21 protein-coding genes are annotated in these 18,629 nt (G+C 65.5%); 15 read left to right on the top strand and 6 right to left on the bottom strand.

Annotated elements, in window-relative coordinates; translation table 11 throughout:
• Positions 1-146: 146 nt before the first annotated feature.
• The 3 genes from AWC17_RS25480 to AWC17_RS25470 all read right to left on the bottom strand — a co-directional run bounded on the left by AWC17_RS25480 (position 147) and on the right by AWC17_RS25470 (position 2,024).
• Positions 147-428: a hypothetical protein gene (locus AWC17_RS25480; RefSeq protein ID WP_085165348.1), complete on the bottom strand. Its 282-nt coding sequence runs from the start codon at positions 426-428 to the stop codon at positions 147-149.
• 2 nt (positions 429-430) lie between these two features.
• On the bottom strand, positions 431-667 hold the full coding sequence (locus AWC17_RS25475) for a hypothetical protein (protein ID WP_085165346.1): 237 nt from the start codon (positions 665-667) through the stop codon (positions 431-433).
• 103 nt (positions 668-770) lie between these two features.
• Positions 771-2,024 (bottom strand): integrase catalytic domain-containing protein, encoded by a 1,254-nt coding sequence (locus tag AWC17_RS25470; protein ID WP_083180044.1) that lies wholly within the window; start codon positions 2,022-2,024, stop codon positions 771-773.
• A 92-nt stretch (positions 2,025-2,116) separates the two neighbouring features.
• Between AWC17_RS25470 and AWC17_RS25465 the strand changes: the two genes are divergently transcribed.
• Positions 2,117-2,476: a hypothetical protein gene (locus tag AWC17_RS25465; protein WP_208618389.1), complete on the top strand. Its 360-nt coding sequence runs from the start codon at positions 2,117-2,119 to the stop codon at positions 2,474-2,476.
• Between the two features lie 62 nt (positions 2,477-2,538).
• Here the strand turns inward: AWC17_RS25465 and AWC17_RS25460 are convergent, their stop codons facing one another.
• The gene (locus AWC17_RS25460) at positions 2,539-2,802 is read right to left on the bottom strand and encodes a helix-turn-helix domain-containing protein (protein ID WP_244193528.1); all 264 of its coding nucleotides are present in this window, start codon (positions 2,800-2,802) and stop codon (positions 2,539-2,541) included.
• Between the two features lie 62 nt (positions 2,803-2,864).
• Positions 2,865-3,995, bottom strand: coding sequence for a hypothetical protein (locus AWC17_RS25455; RefSeq protein WP_167385644.1), 1,131 nt, complete (start codon positions 3,993-3,995; stop codon positions 2,865-2,867).
• A 174-nt stretch (positions 3,996-4,169) separates the two neighbouring features.
• On the opposite strand from AWC17_RS25455, the gene AWC17_RS25450 reads away from it, so the two are divergent.
• The 13 genes from AWC17_RS25450 (at position 4,170) to AWC17_RS25390 (ending at position 11,663) form a co-directional block, all read left to right on the top strand.
• Complete coding sequence (locus AWC17_RS25450) at positions 4,170-4,424, top strand: hypothetical protein (RefSeq protein WP_085165345.1); 255 nt, start codon at positions 4,170-4,172, stop codon at positions 4,422-4,424.
• A gap of 80 nt (positions 4,425-4,504) precedes the next feature.
• Positions 4,505-4,711 (top strand): hypothetical protein, encoded by a 207-nt coding sequence (locus AWC17_RS25445; protein ID WP_085165343.1) that lies wholly within the window; start codon positions 4,505-4,507, stop codon positions 4,709-4,711.
• Positions 4,704-5,237, top strand: coding sequence for a hypothetical protein (locus AWC17_RS25440; RefSeq protein ID WP_085165419.1), 534 nt, complete (start codon positions 4,704-4,706; stop codon positions 5,235-5,237). The genes AWC17_RS25445 and AWC17_RS25440 overlap by 8 nt, the downstream gene beginning before the upstream one ends.
• Positions 5,238-5,288: 51 nt before the next feature.
• Positions 5,289-5,702 (top strand): hypothetical protein, encoded by a 414-nt coding sequence (locus tag AWC17_RS25435; protein WP_085165341.1) that lies wholly within the window; start codon positions 5,289-5,291, stop codon positions 5,700-5,702.
• Between the two features lie 167 nt (positions 5,703-5,869).
• Complete coding sequence (locus tag AWC17_RS25430; RefSeq protein ID WP_085165340.1) at positions 5,870-7,837, top strand: DNA cytosine methyltransferase; 1,968 nt, start codon at positions 5,870-5,872, stop codon at positions 7,835-7,837.
• Between the two features lie 125 nt (positions 7,838-7,962).
• Positions 7,963-8,754: a deazapurine DNA modification protein DpdA family protein gene (locus AWC17_RS25425; protein WP_085165338.1), complete on the top strand. Its 792-nt coding sequence runs from the start codon at positions 7,963-7,965 to the stop codon at positions 8,752-8,754.
• Positions 8,755-9,004: 250 nt separating this feature from the next.
• Positions 9,005-9,280: a redoxin NrdH gene (locus AWC17_RS25420; RefSeq protein WP_085165336.1), complete on the top strand. Its 276-nt coding sequence runs from the start codon at positions 9,005-9,007 to the stop codon at positions 9,278-9,280.
• A complete protein-coding gene (locus AWC17_RS25415) occupies positions 9,277-9,561 on the top strand; it encodes a hypothetical protein (RefSeq protein ID WP_085165334.1) in 285 nt (94 codons plus the stop codon). The genes AWC17_RS25420 and AWC17_RS25415 overlap by 4 nt, the downstream gene beginning before the upstream one ends.
• A complete protein-coding gene (locus AWC17_RS25410) occupies positions 9,521-9,769 on the top strand; it encodes a hypothetical protein (protein WP_141224784.1) in 249 nt (82 codons plus the stop codon). The genes AWC17_RS25415 and AWC17_RS25410 overlap by 41 nt, the downstream gene beginning before the upstream one ends.
• 5 nt (positions 9,770-9,774) lie before the next feature.
• Complete coding sequence (locus tag AWC17_RS25405) at positions 9,775-10,689, top strand: phosphoadenosine phosphosulfate reductase domain-containing protein (protein WP_085165417.1); 915 nt, start codon at positions 9,775-9,777, stop codon at positions 10,687-10,689.
• 25 nt (positions 10,690-10,714) lie between these two features.
• Positions 10,715-10,945, top strand: a complete 231-nt coding sequence (locus tag AWC17_RS25400) for a hypothetical protein (protein WP_085165330.1) — start codon at positions 10,715-10,717, stop codon at positions 10,943-10,945.
• The gene (locus AWC17_RS25395) at positions 10,942-11,355 is read left to right on the top strand and encodes a hypothetical protein (RefSeq protein WP_208618388.1); all 414 of its coding nucleotides are present in this window, start codon (positions 10,942-10,944) and stop codon (positions 11,353-11,355) included. Before AWC17_RS25400 ends, AWC17_RS25395 begins: the two co-directional genes overlap by 4 nt.
• On the top strand, positions 11,352-11,663 hold the full coding sequence (locus AWC17_RS25390; protein WP_244193527.1) for a hypothetical protein: 312 nt from the start codon (positions 11,352-11,354) through the stop codon (positions 11,661-11,663). Before AWC17_RS25395 ends, AWC17_RS25390 begins: the two co-directional genes overlap by 4 nt.
• 176 nt (positions 11,664-11,839) lie before the next feature.
• Here the strand turns inward: AWC17_RS25390 and AWC17_RS25385 are convergent, their stop codons facing one another.
• A complete protein-coding gene (locus tag AWC17_RS25385; protein ID WP_085165326.1) occupies positions 11,840-12,298 on the bottom strand; it encodes a hypothetical protein in 459 nt (152 codons plus the stop codon).
• A 373-nt stretch (positions 12,299-12,671) separates the two neighbouring features.
• On the opposite strand from AWC17_RS25385, the gene mobF reads away from it, so the two are divergent.
• Positions 12,672-18,611, top strand: a complete 5,940-nt coding sequence (gene mobF, locus AWC17_RS25380) for a MobF family relaxase (RefSeq protein WP_244193526.1) — start codon at positions 12,672-12,674, stop codon at positions 18,609-18,611.
• The last annotated feature ends 18 nt before the right edge of the window (positions 18,612-18,629 follow it).

Below are 18,629 nucleotides of genomic sequence, written 5' to 3'. Positions count from 1 at the left end.
GTATATATTCGCTCGGGTACGGCCTGGCCGGCGGCCACCGAAGCCCACACGCCCCGATTCGATGAGAATCTTGCCCCAGGTTCGGTGAGAACGGACAGCTGGGCCGTGCCGAGAAGTCTTGTGCGGTTGGTTGGCTGCTTGCGCCGCTACCTTGCGATCGGCATAACGCCGACGAACACCACATAGTCGCCAGCGGAGCCGCGCGTCCATAGGACGGCGAGACTGTCGACGGATGGGGACCGCACGGGCACCTTCCACATTCTCTTGCCGTTTGATCCGGTAATTTCTTCCCGCCTGGCCTGCGCGCTGTCCGGGTGCTGGTCGATCAGTTCGAGCACATCGCAGATCGCGTCCCAAGTCTGGTCGTCGGCAGATTGCTCCAGCGCGTCGAGCTGCGCGGCGGCCTCAGGTGCGTACTCGATGGGCACGGCTACCGGCGCCGCGTATAGGTGCGTTTCACGGCGGTGGCCGGGTCGTCGAGGAAGTCCTCGATGCGCGTGCGGTCGGCAGTCGGGAGCGCGAGGTAGCTCGCCTGTGCCGCCGACATGACTACGGCCGGTTCCAGCACCAGCACGCCGTCGGGTTCTTCGCGTAGCAAGTACGTCGAGTCCGGGTGACCCACCAGGGTGACGCGGCCGCGGCTGTCGGTACGGATCATCTCGCTCATATCACTATCCTACCCTTTGTGGGTTGAACCCACAAAGGGTAGGGCATCAGTCTCAGTCTGCGGTCCTCGGCCCCAGGGCTTGGATGCGGCCTGTTGCCTCACGTCAAGATGCGCGCGAAGGCGGATTCGTTGCCTCACGTAAACGTGCGCGCTTGTTGACTTGAGCTTGGGCGCCGGGTCCGGCTTTGCTGGTGGCCAGGGTCAGCAGCTGGGTGGTCAGGGCGTGAACTTGGCGTTGGGTGGCGGCGGGATTGATCAGCGAGTAGTCGCGAGTCAACGCCACGATGCGTTCCACGGTCATGGTGGGGTGATCGATTGCGCGGTGAAATGGGGTGGCGGCGGTGTCGTGCTTTTTGGCCACCTTGGCGCCGTGACGGGTTTTGGATATCAGCTTCTGCTGGGGGTAGAAGTAGTTGGTCAGCTTGGACTGCAGCTGCCAGATCTCGTTGAGTAGCAACAGTTCTGCGGGGCTGTCGTAACGGTGGTAGCCGACCACGGTGCGCACCACCGTCCAGTTCTTTTGCTCGACGTGACAGCCGTCGTTTTTGTTGCCCGGCCGCGCCCGGGTGAAGGTGATCTGGCGGCCTTGGCACCAGTCGAGCAGGTGGTCGTTGATGAATTCCGATCCGTTGTCGCAGTCCACGCCCACGATCGGGAAGGGCATCTTGCGGGCGATGCCGTTGAGTGCTGCCAGCACGCATTTGGCGCTCTTGTCGGGCACCGAGCGGTTCTCGGTCCAGCCGGTGGCGACGTCGGTGACCGTCAAGGTGAAGGCATGACCCCCACCGCGGGTGCCGCCGTCGTGCCAGACCAGATCGATCTCGACGAACCCGGGTCGAGCGTCGTCCCACTCGGCCCAGGTGCGCACCGGGATCTGGCTTTTGAGCAGCGATCCCGGCTTCGTCCCAACACGCCCCCGAAGCTGGTATTTGGCCCGTTCTGGGGCCAGACGGCGATCGATGGTGGCCGCCGACATCGACACCAACAACTCCGCGGTGGCGTCATCGATGATCAGCTCCCCGAAGTAGCGCAGTACGGCCACCAGCTCTATGAGCATGGGTGCAAGCCGTTTGCCCGCCGGCCTGTCGAGCACCACCCAGCAGCGGATCAACGCAGCGATGACATCATCGCCGTACGTCACCGGCCGTGGCTTGCGCGCGATCACCACCGTGGGCACCAGTGCGGCCTTGAGGGCCTTGCGGGCATGGCTGCGATGCCACCCGGTATTGGCGCACAACTCATCGAGAATCCGACTCTTAGCGCGCTTGCTCGCCTGCTGGTAGCGGATCGCGACCGTCTCGGTGATTGCTCTGCGCTCTGCCAACGTCAACCCCATCCACTGGGCGTACGCGCGCATTTCCGGTGAGGCAACGACCCACCCTTTCGCGCGCATTTCTGACGAGTCAACGCGGCGGACCTAGCCGCGACAGAGGCGTAATATGCGAAAGCATGTTCGAACGCTGGGTATCGGACCCGGCCTACCCAACCCTCTTTCGCACCAACCGCCCGGTCGCGGTCCACGCCGCCGAGGCCCTGCCCAGCACCGCGCACGTCCGCGCCGACGAACTGCCGCTCTGGGTGAGATCTCTCGGCCTGCGCGTCGAAGCCCACATGCTCGCGCGCCAGATCGCGTGGATCCGGCGAAGCGACGGCGGCTGGCTGGCCGCGGTCCTCATGCCGGCCACCAGCAGTAACGGAAAGTCGCGCCTGACAGTCCCGCTCTTGCTAGACCCGCAGCTGATCACGACCGACCTCTCCGTCGTCGAACCGTACGAAGAGACCGAGCCGGATAACCGCGAATTCGATTGAGAGCGAACCGATCACGACACCTGCGCCGTTCAACCCTAGAGAAACCGGCAACGCGGCGGTCGTCAGTCAGAAGCCTCGTGGCCGCCGTCAAGTATGCCTTGGGTTAACGCTGAGGGAGTTGTGCGAAGAGCGCTCGCTATCCGCGCCAGGGTGCCGACCGTAACGTTTTTGCGACCGTTCTCGAGCTGGTTGACGTAGGTCCGGTGAGTTCCGCTGAGCTCGCCGAGGTCGTTTTGCGACAGCCCCAACTTCTCGCGGCGGGCCTTGATCCGCATGCCGACCCGAGCTTGAATGGCCTCGTCATTAATCTGCATTGTCTCGACCATCTCCGCCGCCCCATTCCGTTGTTGCACATAGTCTACGCGCCGGGCTCCCGCTCCCGGGCGGTTTAAAACAGGCTGTCGGCTGTGGCTTCTTGCCACCACTGTTCGAAGCCGGTGCGCTGCTTGGCCTGCGCTCCCGCTGGAGCGGCCACAAAGAGGTGATCGATTCCGTCGCGGCGGCGATCCCGTAAGACGTGGCGAACGATCCCGTCCTGGCCGCGCACCGAGCGGCCGGGCTGTGAGGCCAGCTGATCGGTCATCGCCGCCCGACTACCCGTTGCGACAATGCGCAGGGATCGAGCAACGATGTCGCGCCGGCCGTCCTTGCCCGGGCGTGTCACGCGCCGCACTTCGTAGATCGACCAGGCGCGGTTGTGCAGTTCTGCCTCGAACAGGTCCCTGACTTCTGACAGGCCGGACTCGGTCACCAGGTCGGCGACACTGCTGCCCTCGATGAGGGTCTGTGCCGGGTTGATGCTGCGGGCGAGATGCTCGAGGAACATCGCGTCGGCACCAAGTTGTGGCTCTCGACGGTAGCGCTCGACCACCTGGGCCCGGCCCGCGGCTGTGCTCATCGCGAACGGACAAAAGCCACAACAGCTCTTGGGTACGCTCTCACCGAGAACGTCGAGCAAGTAGCGGCGGCAATGCGATCTGGTCCACCGCCAGTCTATAAGCGGATACCAGCCACGACGCAATTCGGTGTCGTGCAACTGGTCTTTGGCGGCCCGGGCGGCTTCATTGGCTTCGAAGCCGAGTGCATGGCGATAGGGGCGGCCCTTCGTAATGCGTGCAATGACGGGATCGAGTGCATCGCCCTTGGAGTGGACACTGCAAATTCTAGATCCGCCGCGCTGCGGGATCGTTGCCGCCGAGAGCATTTCATCGCCGAGGGTGTACTGGCCCCCGGCGTGGAGCTGCTGCGGAGTGCGTGAGTCGTCGCGGATCACGATGCCGTCTCCGGCGCGGCTGGTCCTGCGTTGCGAGCGGGCCGTCTGGATGTAGCGGATCGCGTGCTGGCGCAAGCGGGGTAGGACAAGCCGATTCATCGCATCGACCGTCGCCGCGCTCTCGTGCCCGGTCATCGCGGTGACAAGCACCAGGTCCTCAAGGGCGAAGTCGCGTGACGAGGTATCGGTGAGCCATCGGATCAGCAGCGACGTGCTGTCCAGGCCCAGGCCGAACGACAGCACCACCGATGGTTCGGCCGCATGGCTATCGAGTCCGGCCAGCCGCTTCGGACTGTACTGCGTTGCAGTGATGGGCATTTCGGTTACTCAACCCCTCGATTGATGTTGCTTATAGTCTACAGCGGATGTAGACTATAAGCAACATCCACGGTTCGAGTCTCGCACGAAGGAGTAGGCCCCATGATCTACGTTGACCGCGAAATCACTGAGGTGCGCCACTCAGCTTTTACACGCGAAGAAGCCTTGAACCTGCTGGCCCAAACCAAAACCGGCATCGACGCGGCCATCCGTAACGAATACGCCGCACTCGATGACCACGATCTGGCCCAGGCGTTCGGCTACGAGGTCGGCAACGCCGGTGTCATTACCGAAGCGGTGGTGGCCCGGGAGTCCTCCGACGTTCGTTCGGTAACCGAATCCGCAAGCTGGCGCTAAGCGGCCTGCTGGCGGCCGAACCGCGCCTACCCCACCGACTTTCACGTCCAGCCCGTAAACGACAAGGAAGAGATACGTACATGCAGATCACTCGCGACGAGGACGCAATGGTCGTCAAGATTCCCGGCGGCGCCGAGGTTTTGGTCAGCGCCTTCGTGTCAGAAGTCGATGGCGTCCCGGTCATCCAGGTTGACACCAACCCAGGAGCAGGTCCCCTGCGAGTCAATCTCAACGACAGCACGCTATGGGACGGCGACCCCGACACCGATGGCCCTGTCGATGACTGACCTCACGACCGACCAGCGTTGGCTGCTGTATTTCATGGGCGGCTGGGCAATTCGCGACTGCCTCATCGGACCCGCCGGAACTGACCACCTGATGCAGTCCATGTCCGGAGCGTGGGGGCACACCCACCCTCACGGCGGCCCCGCGTGGATGACCGGCTGGAGCACCCGCAGCGGCAAGATCACCTCTCCCGGGCACGGCGAGGCCCGCGTCGTCATCTCCAAGGCGCAGATCAACGCCTATGCCCGTGGCTTGCCCGCTGACATCCGCGCCGAACTCATCGCCGTCAGAGACCTGGACCAGGCCGAGAATGCACGGGCATACGACTGGTGCTACTGCCCTTGGTCCACCACTGCCCCCAACGCGCACAGCGGCCCGTGCACCCGCTATCACCCCAGCCACGACGAGGCCGACGCACACCGGGCCCGCGCCCGCCACATCGGCGACCAGCTCGACGACGTCCTGCTCCGCGCCCTGCGCATCGGCGACCCCACCGCCGTGCAGCTCGAACTCTTCGCGCCCGGCTAAGCCGAGCCTGTCCGCGACCAACGAAACCGCCTACCAGATCAGGAGCTAGCTATGACATCGACCTACGTGGCCACCGTCTCACCATTCGGTGGCGCCGCACCCGGCGACGGCGCCGCGGTGGCCCGCGTTCGCTACGTCAACGACCACGCAACCTACGTCGCGGTCACCGACGTCAGCCACGAGGCCCTACCCGACGTCACCGGGTATCCGCTCGAATTCTGGCTGACCATCGACCAGCTGGCGTGCCAGGCCCATCATTACCTCGCCGAGCTGGTGGCCACCGGGAAGCTTGCCCGTGTCAGCACCTTCCAAGAATTGCCGCCGACCGTGGCCGGCCGGATACATGACTCGCTGGGCCTGGCCCGCCTGGGACCCGTCGAGCAGGTCTACGTCCAGCTTCGGGTCACCGACCTCCTACGGTTCGGCTGCCCGCCCGCCCGCAAGTGCCCACCAACTTCCCGGTAGCCCAATGCGTTGCCCCGCAAAGGAATCCGGCCTGCGCAAACGGCCTGGTCGCCCACCAAATATGCCAGGTCAAACCCCGCCAATATGTAGACTATAGTCTACTTCATGGTGTAGACTATAGATAACACCCTGGGATGGGTCCAGGTACGGAAAAAGGGGTTACCGCAATGCATTCGACGTCCAGCGCCACAGCCGAGCACCGACCCGCAACACGGCAACGCAGGTTCGCTCACGACGACCTGATCGCCGTCGATTTGTTCAGCGGTTTCGGCGGCCTCACCCAAGGCATCGAACGCGCCGGGTTCACCACGATCATGGCCGCCAACCACAACCGCTACAAGATCGAAGTTCACGAGGCCAACCACCCTGATGCCGAACACTGGATCGCCGACCTGGTCGACCCCGAATCGGCGGATTACCACTCCGCGCGCGACCTGCCTGCCGCAGACCTGCTAGCCGCCGGAATTTCCTGCGTCAACCACTCGCAAGCCAACACCAAGAAGGCCTACGAGCAGGGTCTGTCGCTATTCGACCTCGACGACCCCGACTTCGAGGCAAGTGTTAGCCGATCCGAACGCGACCGCGCCACCGCCAACTGCGTCCTGCACTACGCCGCCCAACACCACCCCCGAGTCATCCTCATCGAATGCACCACCGAACTGACCTCCTGGGGACCAGCCATTCCCGGCAAGCGCAAGGTCGGCGACGGCTCCACCTACCGGTGGTGGCTCAAGCAATTCGACAACCTCGGCTACAAACACCGCGTCCTCTACCTGAACTCCATGTTCTTCGGAGTACCTCAGAGCCGCGACCGGCTGTATATCGCCTTTTGGGACCGCCGGATCCCCACCCCTGATCTCGACCACCGCCCGGCGACGTGGTGCGCGCGTTGCGACCAGGTCGTCGCCGCGGTATGGACGTGGCGAACCGGGGTACCTCCCACCGGTTCGGTGCGCTACGGCAAGCAGTACGACTACCGCTGCCCATCGTGCCGAGGCGTCGTCCTCCCTCGCATGACGCCGTCGCTGGCGGCCATGGACCTGACCAACCTGGGCACGCGCATCGGTGACCGCGCCAAGCCGCTGGCCCCGGCAACCATGGCCCGCGCCGAGCGGTGCCGCCAACGCTTCGCCGACTTCCCCGCTATCTTGATGCCCGCCAAGGCCGTCCACGGCAGCGAGCGTCACCCGTGGCAGCCGCTGGCCACCCAGACCAGCCAGCAAGAGACCGCGATCTTGTCGACGGGTGCCCTGATCGCGGCCGCCGGCAATACCTACGAGCGGCCCGGATCAACCTGCCGCAGCCGCGACCTGAGCCAACCGCTCTGGGCTCAAACTGCCACCAACGCCACCGGCCTGATCGCCCCGCCAGTCGCCATAACCGGACAGACCCTGGCCGCACACCGACACAACGGCGACGGCAAGCACATCAGCCTGCCGATGGACACCGTCACCAGCACCCACGAAAAGGCCCTGCTGTTGGCCGTCACCAACTACCAGGGCGGCCCGCGCGCCAGCGACGAACCGCTACCCACCCAGGGCGGCTCCGAGACGCTCGGAATCGTGTCCAGCGGGGTTGTCCCCTTCCGCCGCAACACCGTTCCCACCAACCACGCCGAGGCGATGCCCACCGTTACCTCCGACCAGATCCCCGGAGTGCTCACCGCCGCAGGCGTGATCAAAAACAACGGCTCGATCGACGAAGCCCAATACCGCGCGCACCCGGCCAGTGATCCCCTCGGCACCGTCGTCGGCTCGGCCATCACCCAAGGTGTGCTGTTTTCCGGCTGGTACAAGCAGAACGGCAGCCAAGGCGTCGAGACCGCACCACACCCAATGACCGACCCCCTGGGCACGCTGACCTCCCGCGACACCACAGCCGTCCTCAGCGCCCACTGGCAGGCAATGCTCGCCGACCTGCAACTCGAGGACTGCTACTTCCGCATGATGGCCGCGCACGAAATCGGCCGCGGCTGCGGCTTCGACGTCGACTTCGTCGACCACAAAGGCACTTTCACCGTATGGGGAAGCGCCCGCAACCAAACCGACGGATTCGGCAACGCCGTCTCCCCCGCAGTCGGTGAATGGATCGGCGCGCGGCTTCGGGCCGCACTGCACGGCCAGGCCGCCGCCTGAAGTCAGCTCCCCCGGGGGTGGGGTGACCCAGCCTCCCCCACCCCCGGCGCAGCACCACCACCTCGGCGACGACGCCACCCACACCGTCCACGTCGGCCTCGACCACTACTAGACGGAACCCCCCAATGGTCAACACGTTCTACCTGGGCTCGCACCAACCGCACTGGCTCGCCACAGCGGGCGTGCCCCTGTTCATCTCCCACCGCCGCCTGGCCGGCCGCAAGTCCCTCCCCCGCGCGGCCGCCGAATGGGCGCTGGACTCTGGCGCTTTCTCCGAGCTGTCGCTCTACGGCCAGTGGCGCACCACCGTCCGCCAGTACCACCGCGCCGTCCGTCGATACGACGACGAGATCGGCAAGCTCTCTTGGGCTGCACCGCTTGATCTCATGTGCGAGCCGGACATGCTCGCCAAGACCGGCCTGACCGTGGGCGAACACCAACGCCGCACCGTCGACAACTTCGTCGAACTCCAGGAACTCTGGGACGGCAAACCCTACGACAACCCTTACATGCCCGTTATCCAAGGATGGTTGCCAGACGATTATCTCCGCTGTCTCGATGTGTACGAATCACGCGGCATTAACTTAACTCAATATCCCATCGTCGGAGTAGGCTCCGTATGCCGCAGACAGGCCAGCCATCAAATCGACGCCGTAATTTCTACAATCTTGTATCGCTACCCAGAAATGCCGCTCCACGCGTTCGGAGTAAAAGCAGCCGGACTGAAGATCTACGGTCGCAAAATAATGACGTGCGACAGCCTTGCGTGGTCATACCAGGCGCGACGCGAACCGCCGCTGACCGGACACACCCATAGTTCCTGCGCGAACTGCCTGGACTACGCCCTGGCCTGGCGTAGGCGGCTTTTTGCAGTACGGCCCAGCCAACAGCTCGCCCTATTTGACAACCCGTCATAGCGCCTGGCCTTCATATTATCGCTGCAGCTTCCATTACCAACTTTTCCGAAATAGCCTGGAAAAGGAGAAAGGCCCATCCGTTAATGCCCATTCAGCCGTTACGAATCGGTCGCCAATTACAACATAACCAATGTTAGCCGACTTGCTTAAAAGATTCTAAGAATATTCCATTAAATGGTGCATGGCCTGCATAAATGAGGTATATTAGATGCATCAAATAGATTTGCTGATGCCTAATTCGGAGGACATTATGAGCGGCACCGTTACCGTCTACACCAAGCCCGCTTGCGTGCAGTGCAACGCCACGTACAAGGCGCTGGACAAGCAGGGCATCGCCTACGAGAAGGTCGACATCACCGTGGACTCCGAGGCGCGTGACTACGTGATCGCCCTCGGCTACCTGCAGGCCCCCGTGGTGGTGGCCGGTGACGACCACTGGTCGGGCTTTCGCCCCGACCGCATCAAAGGCCTGATCAACCGGGCGGTAATCACGCCAGATGCAACCGCGGTAGCGGTGTCGGCATGAGCGCAGCCAGCGCCTCCCAGATCGACGAGCTGGCCATCACCCAGGTCGCCGTCGATGGCATGCGGATGCACCTGCGCGGCCGCGACCGCGACGAAGCGATCCGCCGCATGCATGGCCGCATCGACGTCGACATCATCGCCTGGCGGCTCTACACCACCACCCGCAACCGGCAACCAACTACCAGCCCCTCGAAATTGCGGCCTGAAAGCCGGCCTGAGCGAGCCCGAAAGACTTCCCGCAATGTGCTACTCGGCCACCATTACCGACCCAGACGAACCTGACGCGCTGCCGATGTGGGAATCGTTCGATCACACCGACTTCGCCGACGCGCTGCAGGCCGCGCAGGCATACATTCACGCAACCCAGCCCGCAGACCGCGTCGTCGAGGAAGCACCGGGCGTCTACGGAATCTGGACCAGCCCGCCGACCACGACGCGAGTTGCCACCCTGGTCATCGACCCGCCCACCACCGCGCAGACCCGCCGGTGAACATGATGACCACCCTGCCCCTGGACTTCAACTGCGCCGCCGAACTGCGCCCCGCAGATCCCGACGCCAGCGCCCACGCGACGGTCAGCGACGGCCCCGCACCCCAGCTCGCCGCCTACGACATCCTGCTGGTCAACATCAGCGCCGGCAAGGACTCTCAAGCCAGCCTCGACGTCGTCGTCGCCCAGGCCCGGGCCGCCGCGGTGCTCGATCGGGTCGTAACCGTCCACGCCGACCTCGGCGACGCCGAATGGGACGGCGTGCCCGACCTGGCCGCTGAGCATGCCGCCCACTACGGTCTGCGATTCGAACTGACCAGCCGCACCGCCGACGACGGCCACACCGAAACAATCCTTGCGCGCGTCGCCGCGCGCGGAATGTGGCCCGACGCGGCCCGCCGGTGGTGCACCAGCGACCACAAACGCGGACCCATTCGCACCGTCATGACCAAGCTCGTGGCCGAGCTGCGCGACAGCGGCCGGGTCAGCGGCCGGCCCGTGCGAGTACTCAACATCATGGGCCTACGGGCCGAAGAGAGCCGGGCGCGTGCACGACGAGTTGCCTACGCGCACAACCCGTCAGCATCCAACGGGCGCCGCCACGTTGACGACTGGTATCCCATTCACCAGTTCACCGTTACCGACGTGTGGGATCGCATCGCCATAGCCGGCACCCGCCCCCACCCCGCATACGCCGCCGGCATGAGCCGGCTCTCGTGCCGATTCTGCGTCCTGGCCTCCCGTGCCGACCTCGTGTGCTCGGCACGTCTCAACCCAAAGCTGGCCGACCAGTACGCCGCTGTCGAGGCAGCAACCGGTCACAGGTTTCGCGCCGACCTGTCCATGGCCGACATCATCGCCGAGGCCCGCGGCGCCCAGCACCCACAGCTGTCCCTGCTCGAGCTAGCCGACATCGCCTGACCTCATACACGGAAGGAAACATGCCATGCACACCTTGACCATCGCCCCGACCAGGACCCTGCCCGTGCTCGTCACCGACCACCCCGATCGGACGACGGCCCGGGCCGCGCTCGCCGTCTATGTGACCGCCACCGATACCGACCTGCAACTCAACCAGATCACCGCCGCCCACGAGAGTTACGATCTGGTCAGCCTTGCCCATCACGGTGTCACCGCCACAGCCACCATCGAACCGGCGCCGCGGGCGGCACTGTGATGGGCCCCGCCGCGCTGATCCCGTTCCGTGTCGATGCCGCCGCGTTCGACGACTGGATCAGCCTGCGCGCCGATACGCTCGAACATGACATTCCCGCACCCGGGCGCTTCGCGCGGCCTGCCACAGCCCTCGGCGAGCTCGTCGAGGAAGCCGCCGCCCTGGGTCCGATCGTGGGCGATCAGCGGCTTGAGCTACAGGTGATCGCCGCCGACGATGACCCCGGCCCAGGCTATGTGCTCATCGTGCGCCCACGTGGCCACCCTGACCTTCCAGGCCTGACCGCCGGATGGATCGACCTGACCTACCCAGAGCTGGCCGACGACCCGCGAGCAGCCGCCTGGACCTACCTCACCACGCTGTGTGAACAAGCCAACGCGTTACTCCCCGACGCGCGAAAGGTGCTGCCATGACTTTCAACCGGCCCTACACATTCGAGCTCGCCCGGCAGTTGCTTACCGCGCGATCACTCGGAGACGCCACCGCCGGCCACTACGTCAACGCTGAGTCCAACGGCGTTGACCGCGCCCAGCTCGATCGGGCGGTCGCGACGCTGCAGCGCATCGACCCGGCCGACTTCGACACCTGGATTCGGCGCGAGTACATCGTCGATGGTTGGTTACACGGGTACCTTGAGCTGTCCGCCAATCCCGACGACCCTACCCTTACAGCGTGGGTGCTCGGCCAGCGTGCCGCCGCCCACTACGACGCTCTCGGCTAGCACCCACCGATCAGTCGCCGGCATCTCCGTGTCCGTGACGCCGCCAGGCGCCCTGTGCAGCAGCCGCTTTCATCGCCACCCACACCTCGGTGACGGACATTCGCGTCGAGCCGCTTGCTGTTGGGCGCGCCCAATCCTGACTCACGGCCGTCGCCCAACCTCGTCTGCGGCCAGCGCTATTGGGCGACCACGGCCCCTTCGGGCGCGGTGCTGTCACCGACGTCGGATGGCACGCGGTTGGGCAACGGAACGACCTGAGCCGCCGGACGTTCCGGCTCCCCCGCCGCGCCAGCACTGTCCTCGGCAGAGGACTTCATCAACTCGCGTAACCGACTCACACTAAGACCCGTCAGTGCACTGATACTGGCCATAGTCTCACCACGTAACCGCATGGCGTGCAACGCCTTCCCGGCGGCGCGACGGTGCGCCTGGCGCTTCCCTGCGGCTTCCGCCTTCAGCTTCTCGACGCGGCCGGCCAACCATTCGTCGACCGCGTCGACCTCTGCCAGGCGCACGGTGAACTCGGTGAGATCACTCAGATTGGCGCGCTCGCGCGCTTCACGCGCCGACGCCGCCTCCTGCTGTGCCTCCAACAGCCGCTTACGCGCCAGCTTGCGGCTCGTCGTCTTCTCCATGCCGACCATCGTAAGGCCACGCCCTGACGCTTCTCCGAAATCTCGTCGGCCGCACATCACCCCCGCAGCGCCGCGCCCCGGCTGCCGCCTGCATCACCTTGTCGTCCAACCCATTTCACCCCTGTTTGCTGATCCCCCTTTTCCTGTCATTCTCCTGCTCACTTCTCCCCCTCGTCTCTCGTGTCCCTCTCAGCTCCGTTTCCTCACCACACACACCACTGTTGACCTGCACCCCCTGTTTCGACCCCCCTCACGCACCACACACCTCTTGCACTTAGGTCACGAAACGGTAACGGCCGCTTGGGTGGTAGCCCGAAACGAGATTCGCCGAAGGTGTAAGGACACCGCCTTAGCGTAGACCTGTGGCGCGATCATGATGGGCATTCACAAGCTCACAGCGGGTGATGGGTACCTGTACCTGATCCGCCAAACCGCCGCGCACGACGCCACCGAACGCGGCCGTAAATCGTTGAGCGACTACTACTCCGAGAAGGGGGAATCAGCGGGGCGCTGGGTGGGTCGCGGACTGCCCGGTTTGGCCGATCCACCGGCGCGAACCTGGGCCACGGCCGTCGAAGACCAGATGTGGCGTATAGAGGCCGGCTCGGTAGTCAACGAGGACCAAATGAAGGCCCTCTTCGGACTTGGACTGCACCCTAACGCCGGTGCCATCGCCGAGCACCTGATCAAGACGATGGGAGCTCCCAAGGCCGCTGCGAAAGCAGCTGTGAGCCTGGGCCGTCCGTTCGTTATCAACGACGCCTCTACCGAGTTGCAGCGCCGCCTGGCCGTCGCCTACCGCGACCACAACCTGTCCAACAGCCTGGCGTGGAACGCCCCGATCGAGGAAAACCTGCGCGCGCAGATGCGGACCGCGATTGCCCGTGACCTGTTCGCCGAAACCTACGACCGCCCGCCACTTGATGACCGCGAATTGACCGGCTTCATCGCCACCCAGTCGCGCGATCAGACCACCTCCACCGCCGGATACGACTTCACGTTCAGCCCGGTGAAAAGCTTCTCGGTGTTATGGGCGCTTGCCCCCCGAGACCTGGCGAAAACCCTTGAAGATATTCACGATCAGGCCGTCGCCGACACGCTGGACTACATCGAAAACAACATGGCATTCACCCGCATGGGCGCCCAAGGCGTGGCCCAAGTCGACGTCGAGGGAGTCATCGCGACCGCCTTCACTCACCGCGACAGCCGCGCCGGAGACCCCGACCTTCACACCCATCTCGCGGTGTCCACCAAAGTCCGGGCCCGCGGGCACGACGGCATTTACCGCTGGCTGGCCCTCGATGGCCGTCCTCTGTTCAAGGGCACCGTGTCGGCCTCCGAGTTCTACAACTCCCGCATCGAAGCGCTGTCGATCGAACAAGTCGGACTGCACTTCGCCGAACAGCCTCCCTCTGAACGCGGCAAGCGCCCGGTCCGCGAAATCGTGGGTGTCCCGACCGAATTGAACGAGGCTTTCTCCTCGCGGCGGGTCATGATCAAAGCCCGCTACACCGAATTGGCCAAGAAGTTTCAAGTCGACCACGGCCGCGAACCCACCACCATTGAAGCCATTGCCCTGCATCAACGCGCGACCCTGGACACCCGCACCGCCAAACACGAGCCACGCTCCCTGGCCGAGCAGCGCCAGCAGTGGCGCAGCCAAGCCATTGAGACTCTGGGCAGCCAACAAGCCCTGTCGGGCATGCTCGCCCAGGTTCGGATGCCGCGGCGACGCGACGTCGCTGAGATCACCGACGACTGGATCGCCCAGCAAGCCGCGTTCGTCATCGAGACCGTGTCGGAATCGCGGTCGAGTTGGCAGCAAAACCACGTCTACGCCGAAGCGTTGCGGGTCGTGCGCGCCGCCGGGTGGGCCGGTGATCACAGCCTGGTTGAGGCCGTGACCGCCGCCGCGCTGGCCGAGCCGAACAGCGTTGCACACGCCCGCATCAGCGACTCCGACCTCGCCGAACCGAACGTGCTGCGCCGCCGTGATGGCGCCAGCGTCTACAGCACGCACGGCACCGCCCTGTTCACCAGTCAAGCGATTTTGTCGGCGGAAAAACGTGTTCTTGCTGCCGCCGGGCGCACCGACGGTCGGCGCGTGGAACACGACGTGGTCGAGATGGCGCTGCTGGCCGAAAAAGCCGAGCGCGGACGCACATTGAACGCTGGCCAAGAAACCATGGTCCGTGAAATGGCGACCTCGGGGGCGCGCGTTCAGCTGGCGTTGGCCCCGGCCGGAACGGGTAAAACCACGGCGATGTCGGTGCTCTCGCGGGCGTGGGAGGAATCCGGGGGCACTGTGTTGGGCCTGTCCCCCAGCGCCAACGCCGCGCAGGTGTTGCGCAACGACATCAACACCTCGACTGACACCATCGACAAGTTCATTTGGCTGCTGCATCGCCCCGACGCCACCGACGATCCTGCCCGTAAGTGGTTCGACGCGATCGACGAAAACACGCTGATCATCGTCGATGAGGCCGGAAAAGCAGGAACGCTGCAACTCGATGAGGTGATCACCACCGCCGAGGCCAGGGGCGCCAGCGTCAAGATGATCGCCGACGACCGCCAATTGGCGTCCATCTCAGCAGGCGGCATCCTGCGCGACATCGAGCAGACCTACGGCGCGCTCAACCTGACCGAAGTGGTGCGGTTCAAGTCCCGTGCTGAAGCCCAAGCGGGCCTGGCGCTGCGCGAAGGTGACCCGTCCGGGCTGGCGTTCTACGCCGACGCCGGCCGCATCCACGTCGGCTCAGGCGAGACGATCATTGACGACGCTTACACCCGCTGGGCCGCAGACATCGCAGCCGGACACGACTCCACGATGCTGGCACCGCTCAACACCATCGTCACCAAGCTCAACGAACGTGCTCGCCTTGACCGTCTCGAAGCGCTAGCCGCCGATCCTGTCAACGCCGCGCGCACTGCCACGCAGCTACGCGAAACGACCCTCGCCGACGGCCTGCAAGCATCTGCTGGTGACATCGTCGCTACCCGAAAAAACAAGCGGACGCTGCGCCTGGGCCGTGGCGGCGACTACGTCCGCAACGGAGAGCGCTGGCGCATCGACGCGGTCAAACCCAATGGGGCGCTGGCGGTTTCACGGCTCGACACCGGCCAGAAAGTCACCCTGCCCGCCTGGTACGTCAACGCCTACACCACGTTGGGCTACGCCTCCACAATCGACGCCGCACAAGGCATGACCATCGGATCACGCACCCGCACCGGCACCTGCCACGTCATCGGTTCCGAGCAGCTCACCCGCCAACAGCTCTACGTCGCCATGAGCCGCGCGACCGATGAGAACCACATCTACATCGAAACCGCCGAGACCGACGCCCACAACATCCTGACCCCCCGCGCCACCCACCCCGACACCGCCATCGAGGTCCTGACCAAGGTGCTCGCCCACGACGGCGCCCAGGTCTCGGCCACCACGGCGGCCCGCGTCGCGGCCGACCCATTCACCCGCCTCGGCCAGGCCGCCCGCATGTACACCCATTCGGTCGGCGCACTGGCCGAAAACACCCTCGGCCCGGCCAAGATGGCCGCCATTGACGCCGCCGCCGACCAGGTCTACACCGGCCTGACCCGCATGCCGGCCTGGCCCACCCTGCGGATGCATCTGGCCACGATCGCCGTCTGCGGCGATGACCCGATCGCGCGCCTACAGGACGCGGTCGCCCGTCGCGAACTCGATACCGCCCACGACCCGGCCGCCGTCTTGGACTGGCGCCTCGACAGCAGCGGCGCCCACTCGGCCGGTAGCGGCCCGCTGCGCTGGCTACCCGACCTGCCCACGGGCCTGCTCGATGACCCCGACCAGGCGGCATACCTGCACGCCCGGCACAACCTGGTCACCGAGCTCGCCGCCTCGATCCGCGACACCGCCTCCGACTGGGACGCCACCACCGCGCCCGCCTGGGCGCGGCCCCTGCTGTCGGCCAACCCCAAGCTGCGCGCTGAAATCGCGGTCTTCCGCGCCGCCCACGACGTCGACGACGCCGACACCCGGCTCACCGGGCCCGACCAATACGCTGTGCGAGACCGGCGCATCCAAACCGTCCTTCACGACGCCGTGACCGCCGCGATCGGGCGCACCACACCGCTCACCGCACAATTCGACACCCTCGTCGACGCTATTGACCCGCGGGTGCGCCGCGACCCCTACTGGCCGCAGCTGGCCACGCACCTGGCCAACGTCGCCCGCACCGACATCGACCTCACCCAACTACTCAACGACGCCGCCGACGACGGCCCACTGCCCGACCAAATGCCAGGCGCCGCCCTGTGGTGGCGCCTCGCCGGCCGTCTCCAGCCCGCGGTCCTGGAAGCCAACACCCCCTACCTGCGGCCCGCGTGGCTGTCCGACCTGGCCACCGTGTTCGGCACCGCGATGGCCGAAACCATCACCGCTGACCCCGCCTTCGCGCGCCTGGTCGCCGCGATCGACAACGCCGACCCCACCCGCTGGACCCCCCTGGACCTGCTGCACGTCGCCTACGACCACCTCCGCGACGTCGACCACGACAACCCCGTCCCGATCCAACCCCACGAATACGCCCAACTGCTCACCTACTCCATCGACCTGTTCACCGGTGAACACCCCTACGACCACATCGACATCCCCATCCCTGACGAAGCACCGTTAAGCGCCGAAGAACACGAAGAACTCGCCCACCTCGACCCTCAGCAAGCTCCGCTCGAAAATGATGCACGCCCACGCACCATCTCCGACGATGCGCTGCTGGAAAAACTCGGCCTCGGTTACGGCGGCAACCTCATCACCCCCGACCTCTACGACGAACTACCGCCCGACCCACTCGACCACGCCACCTACGGCGACGCCGACGAGCCGCTGGCGTTCGAAGACATGCTCACCGCGCGCCCCCTGGCCCGACCCGTCGCCGACGTGGTCGCCGACGTGACCGCCCTGCGCGGCCAATACCACGCCGCCCGCCGCGACCTGCAACGCCAACAGACGCTGGTCATCGCCGGCCAAGGTCCGGCCATGCGCGCCGCCGACGCCTCGCTTCTCGAGCTGCGCGCACGCGCTGACCGCGACCGCCCATACATGCTGGCCGTCCAAGACGTGATGGCCCGCTGGGCAGACGCCGAGCAGCACTACGACGCCGCAGAGGTCTACCTACAACACGAACGCGACCGCTTGGCCCAGCTACGCGCTGATCCCGCCGCCGACGAGATCGACATCGACTTCGCCCGCGCCGCCGTCAAATTCGCCCTCATGCAACTGCCCAGGCGCACTCCGGCCGAACAATTCCATGCCGAGCTCACCGAAGCCATGCGCCTCCGCGCTGAGGCGGCCGGGGGCGCCGAGCACATCGTCACCGCAGACGACGTGGAGGCGGCCCGTCTACGCGCCGAGGACGCAGACCTGGCCGCGCTCAAGGCCGCGCGCGCCGAGTGCGCCCGGCTCGCCGCTGCACTCGAGTGCGCCGAAACAGCGACCGCCAAAGCGTTCGCGCAAGCTGAAACCCGCAACGCCGAACACATCCACCAACACCTCGATGCGCTGCGCACCGAAATCGACATGCTCACAGCCTGCGGCGACTACCGCATCGAACGCGGATTCCGCATCCCTGCCGAGGCCGCCGCCACTCTGTCAGATCACACCGCTCACAGGCTTGACGCGGTCGCCCGCAGCGGCTTCACCGTAACCGCTGTGCACGCCGCCGGCGACGAAGCACTCGACGCCCTGCATGTCCTGCACACTGCCGCCCGCATCGCCGACCGCCGGATCCTGTGGTGCAGCCCGGACCCCGAGCGCGCCGCCCGCATCGCCGGTCGCGACCTCGCCGACACCGTCCCCAGCATCGACACGCTGCACCGCCGCATCGCCACGCAGGCCGACGAACTCGACAACCAAACCACCATCGTGGTCGACCGCGCCAGCCACGCCGAACCCGAAGTCCTCGCCGATCTCGCCGAACACGCCGCCGACAGCGGCGCCCGGCTCATCCTCGTCGATGGTGACGACCACGGATGGCCACCAGCACCCTCAGCGCCCATGCTCAAACTGCTTCACCACGACCTGCCCTGGTCGCTAACCCTGACAACCGATTCGGCGACCCCAGCACGCCGCGCCGCCCAGCCCGATCGAGACGCCATCCTCGATCAAGCCGAACGCTGCGACCCCGCCCTACGAGACACCGACATCGTCGCCGCCCTGCAACGCCGTCGCCAACTACGCCAACAACACACCAGCGCACACCGTGTACACACCCAAATCTGGGACCGCATCACCGACACTGGACAAGACCGCGAAAACACTGCAGGCCAAGAGCTATAAGCGGCCACGTTATCCGGT

This window comes from Mycobacterium nebraskense (genome assembly GCF_002102255.1).
Taxonomy (GTDB): domain Bacteria; phylum Actinomycetota; class Actinomycetes; order Mycobacteriales; family Mycobacteriaceae; genus Mycobacterium; species Mycobacterium nebraskense.
The sequence above is the reverse complement of the archived record's forward strand: the minus strand, read 5'-3'. Positions and strand labels throughout refer to the sequence as shown.

Excerpts from the sequence above, each read along its gene's own strand:
- AWC17_RS25475 (WP_085165346.1), bottom strand. The coding sequence starts at position 667 with ATGAGCGAGATGATCCGTACCGACAGCCGCGGCCGCGTCACCCTGGTG.
- AWC17_RS25470 (WP_083180044.1), bottom strand. The coding sequence starts at position 2,024 with ATGCGCGCGTACGCCCAGTGGATGGGGTTGACGTTGGCAGAGCGCAGA.
- AWC17_RS25465 (WP_208618389.1), top strand. The coding sequence starts at position 2,117 with ATGTTCGAACGCTGGGTATCGGACCCGGCCTACCCAACCCTCTTTCGC.
- AWC17_RS25460 (WP_244193528.1), bottom strand. The coding sequence starts at position 2,802 with ATGGTCGAGACAATGCAGATTAATGACGAGGCCATTCAAGCTCGGGTC.
- AWC17_RS25450 (WP_085165345.1), top strand. The coding sequence starts at position 4,170 with ATGATCTACGTTGACCGCGAAATCACTGAGGTGCGCCACTCAGCTTTT.
- AWC17_RS25445 (WP_085165343.1), top strand. The coding sequence starts at position 4,505 with ATGCAGATCACTCGCGACGAGGACGCAATGGTCGTCAAGATTCCCGGC.
- AWC17_RS25440 (WP_085165419.1), top strand. The coding sequence starts at position 4,704 with ATGACTGACCTCACGACCGACCAGCGTTGGCTGCTGTATTTCATGGGC.
- AWC17_RS25435 (WP_085165341.1), top strand. The coding sequence starts at position 5,289 with ATGACATCGACCTACGTGGCCACCGTCTCACCATTCGGTGGCGCCGCA.
- AWC17_RS25430 (WP_085165340.1), top strand. The coding sequence starts at position 5,870 with ATGCATTCGACGTCCAGCGCCACAGCCGAGCACCGACCCGCAACACGG.
- AWC17_RS25425 (WP_085165338.1), top strand. The coding sequence starts at position 7,963 with ATGGTCAACACGTTCTACCTGGGCTCGCACCAACCGCACTGGCTCGCC.
- AWC17_RS25420 (WP_085165336.1), top strand. The coding sequence starts at position 9,005 with ATGAGCGGCACCGTTACCGTCTACACCAAGCCCGCTTGCGTGCAGTGC.
- AWC17_RS25415 (WP_085165334.1), top strand. The coding sequence starts at position 9,277 with ATGAGCGCAGCCAGCGCCTCCCAGATCGACGAGCTGGCCATCACCCAG.
- AWC17_RS25410 (WP_141224784.1), top strand. The coding sequence starts at position 9,521 with ATGTGCTACTCGGCCACCATTACCGACCCAGACGAACCTGACGCGCTG.
- AWC17_RS25405 (WP_085165417.1), top strand. The coding sequence starts at position 9,775 with ATGACCACCCTGCCCCTGGACTTCAACTGCGCCGCCGAACTGCGCCCC.
- AWC17_RS25400 (WP_085165330.1), top strand. The coding sequence starts at position 10,715 with ATGCACACCTTGACCATCGCCCCGACCAGGACCCTGCCCGTGCTCGTC.
- AWC17_RS25390 (WP_244193527.1), top strand. The coding sequence starts at position 11,352 with ATGACTTTCAACCGGCCCTACACATTCGAGCTCGCCCGGCAGTTGCTT.
- AWC17_RS25385 (WP_085165326.1), bottom strand. The coding sequence starts at position 12,298 with ATGGAGAAGACGACGAGCCGCAAGCTGGCGCGTAAGCGGCTGTTGGAG.
- mobF (WP_244193526.1), top strand. The coding sequence starts at position 12,672 with ATGATGGGCATTCACAAGCTCACAGCGGGTGATGGGTACCTGTACCTG.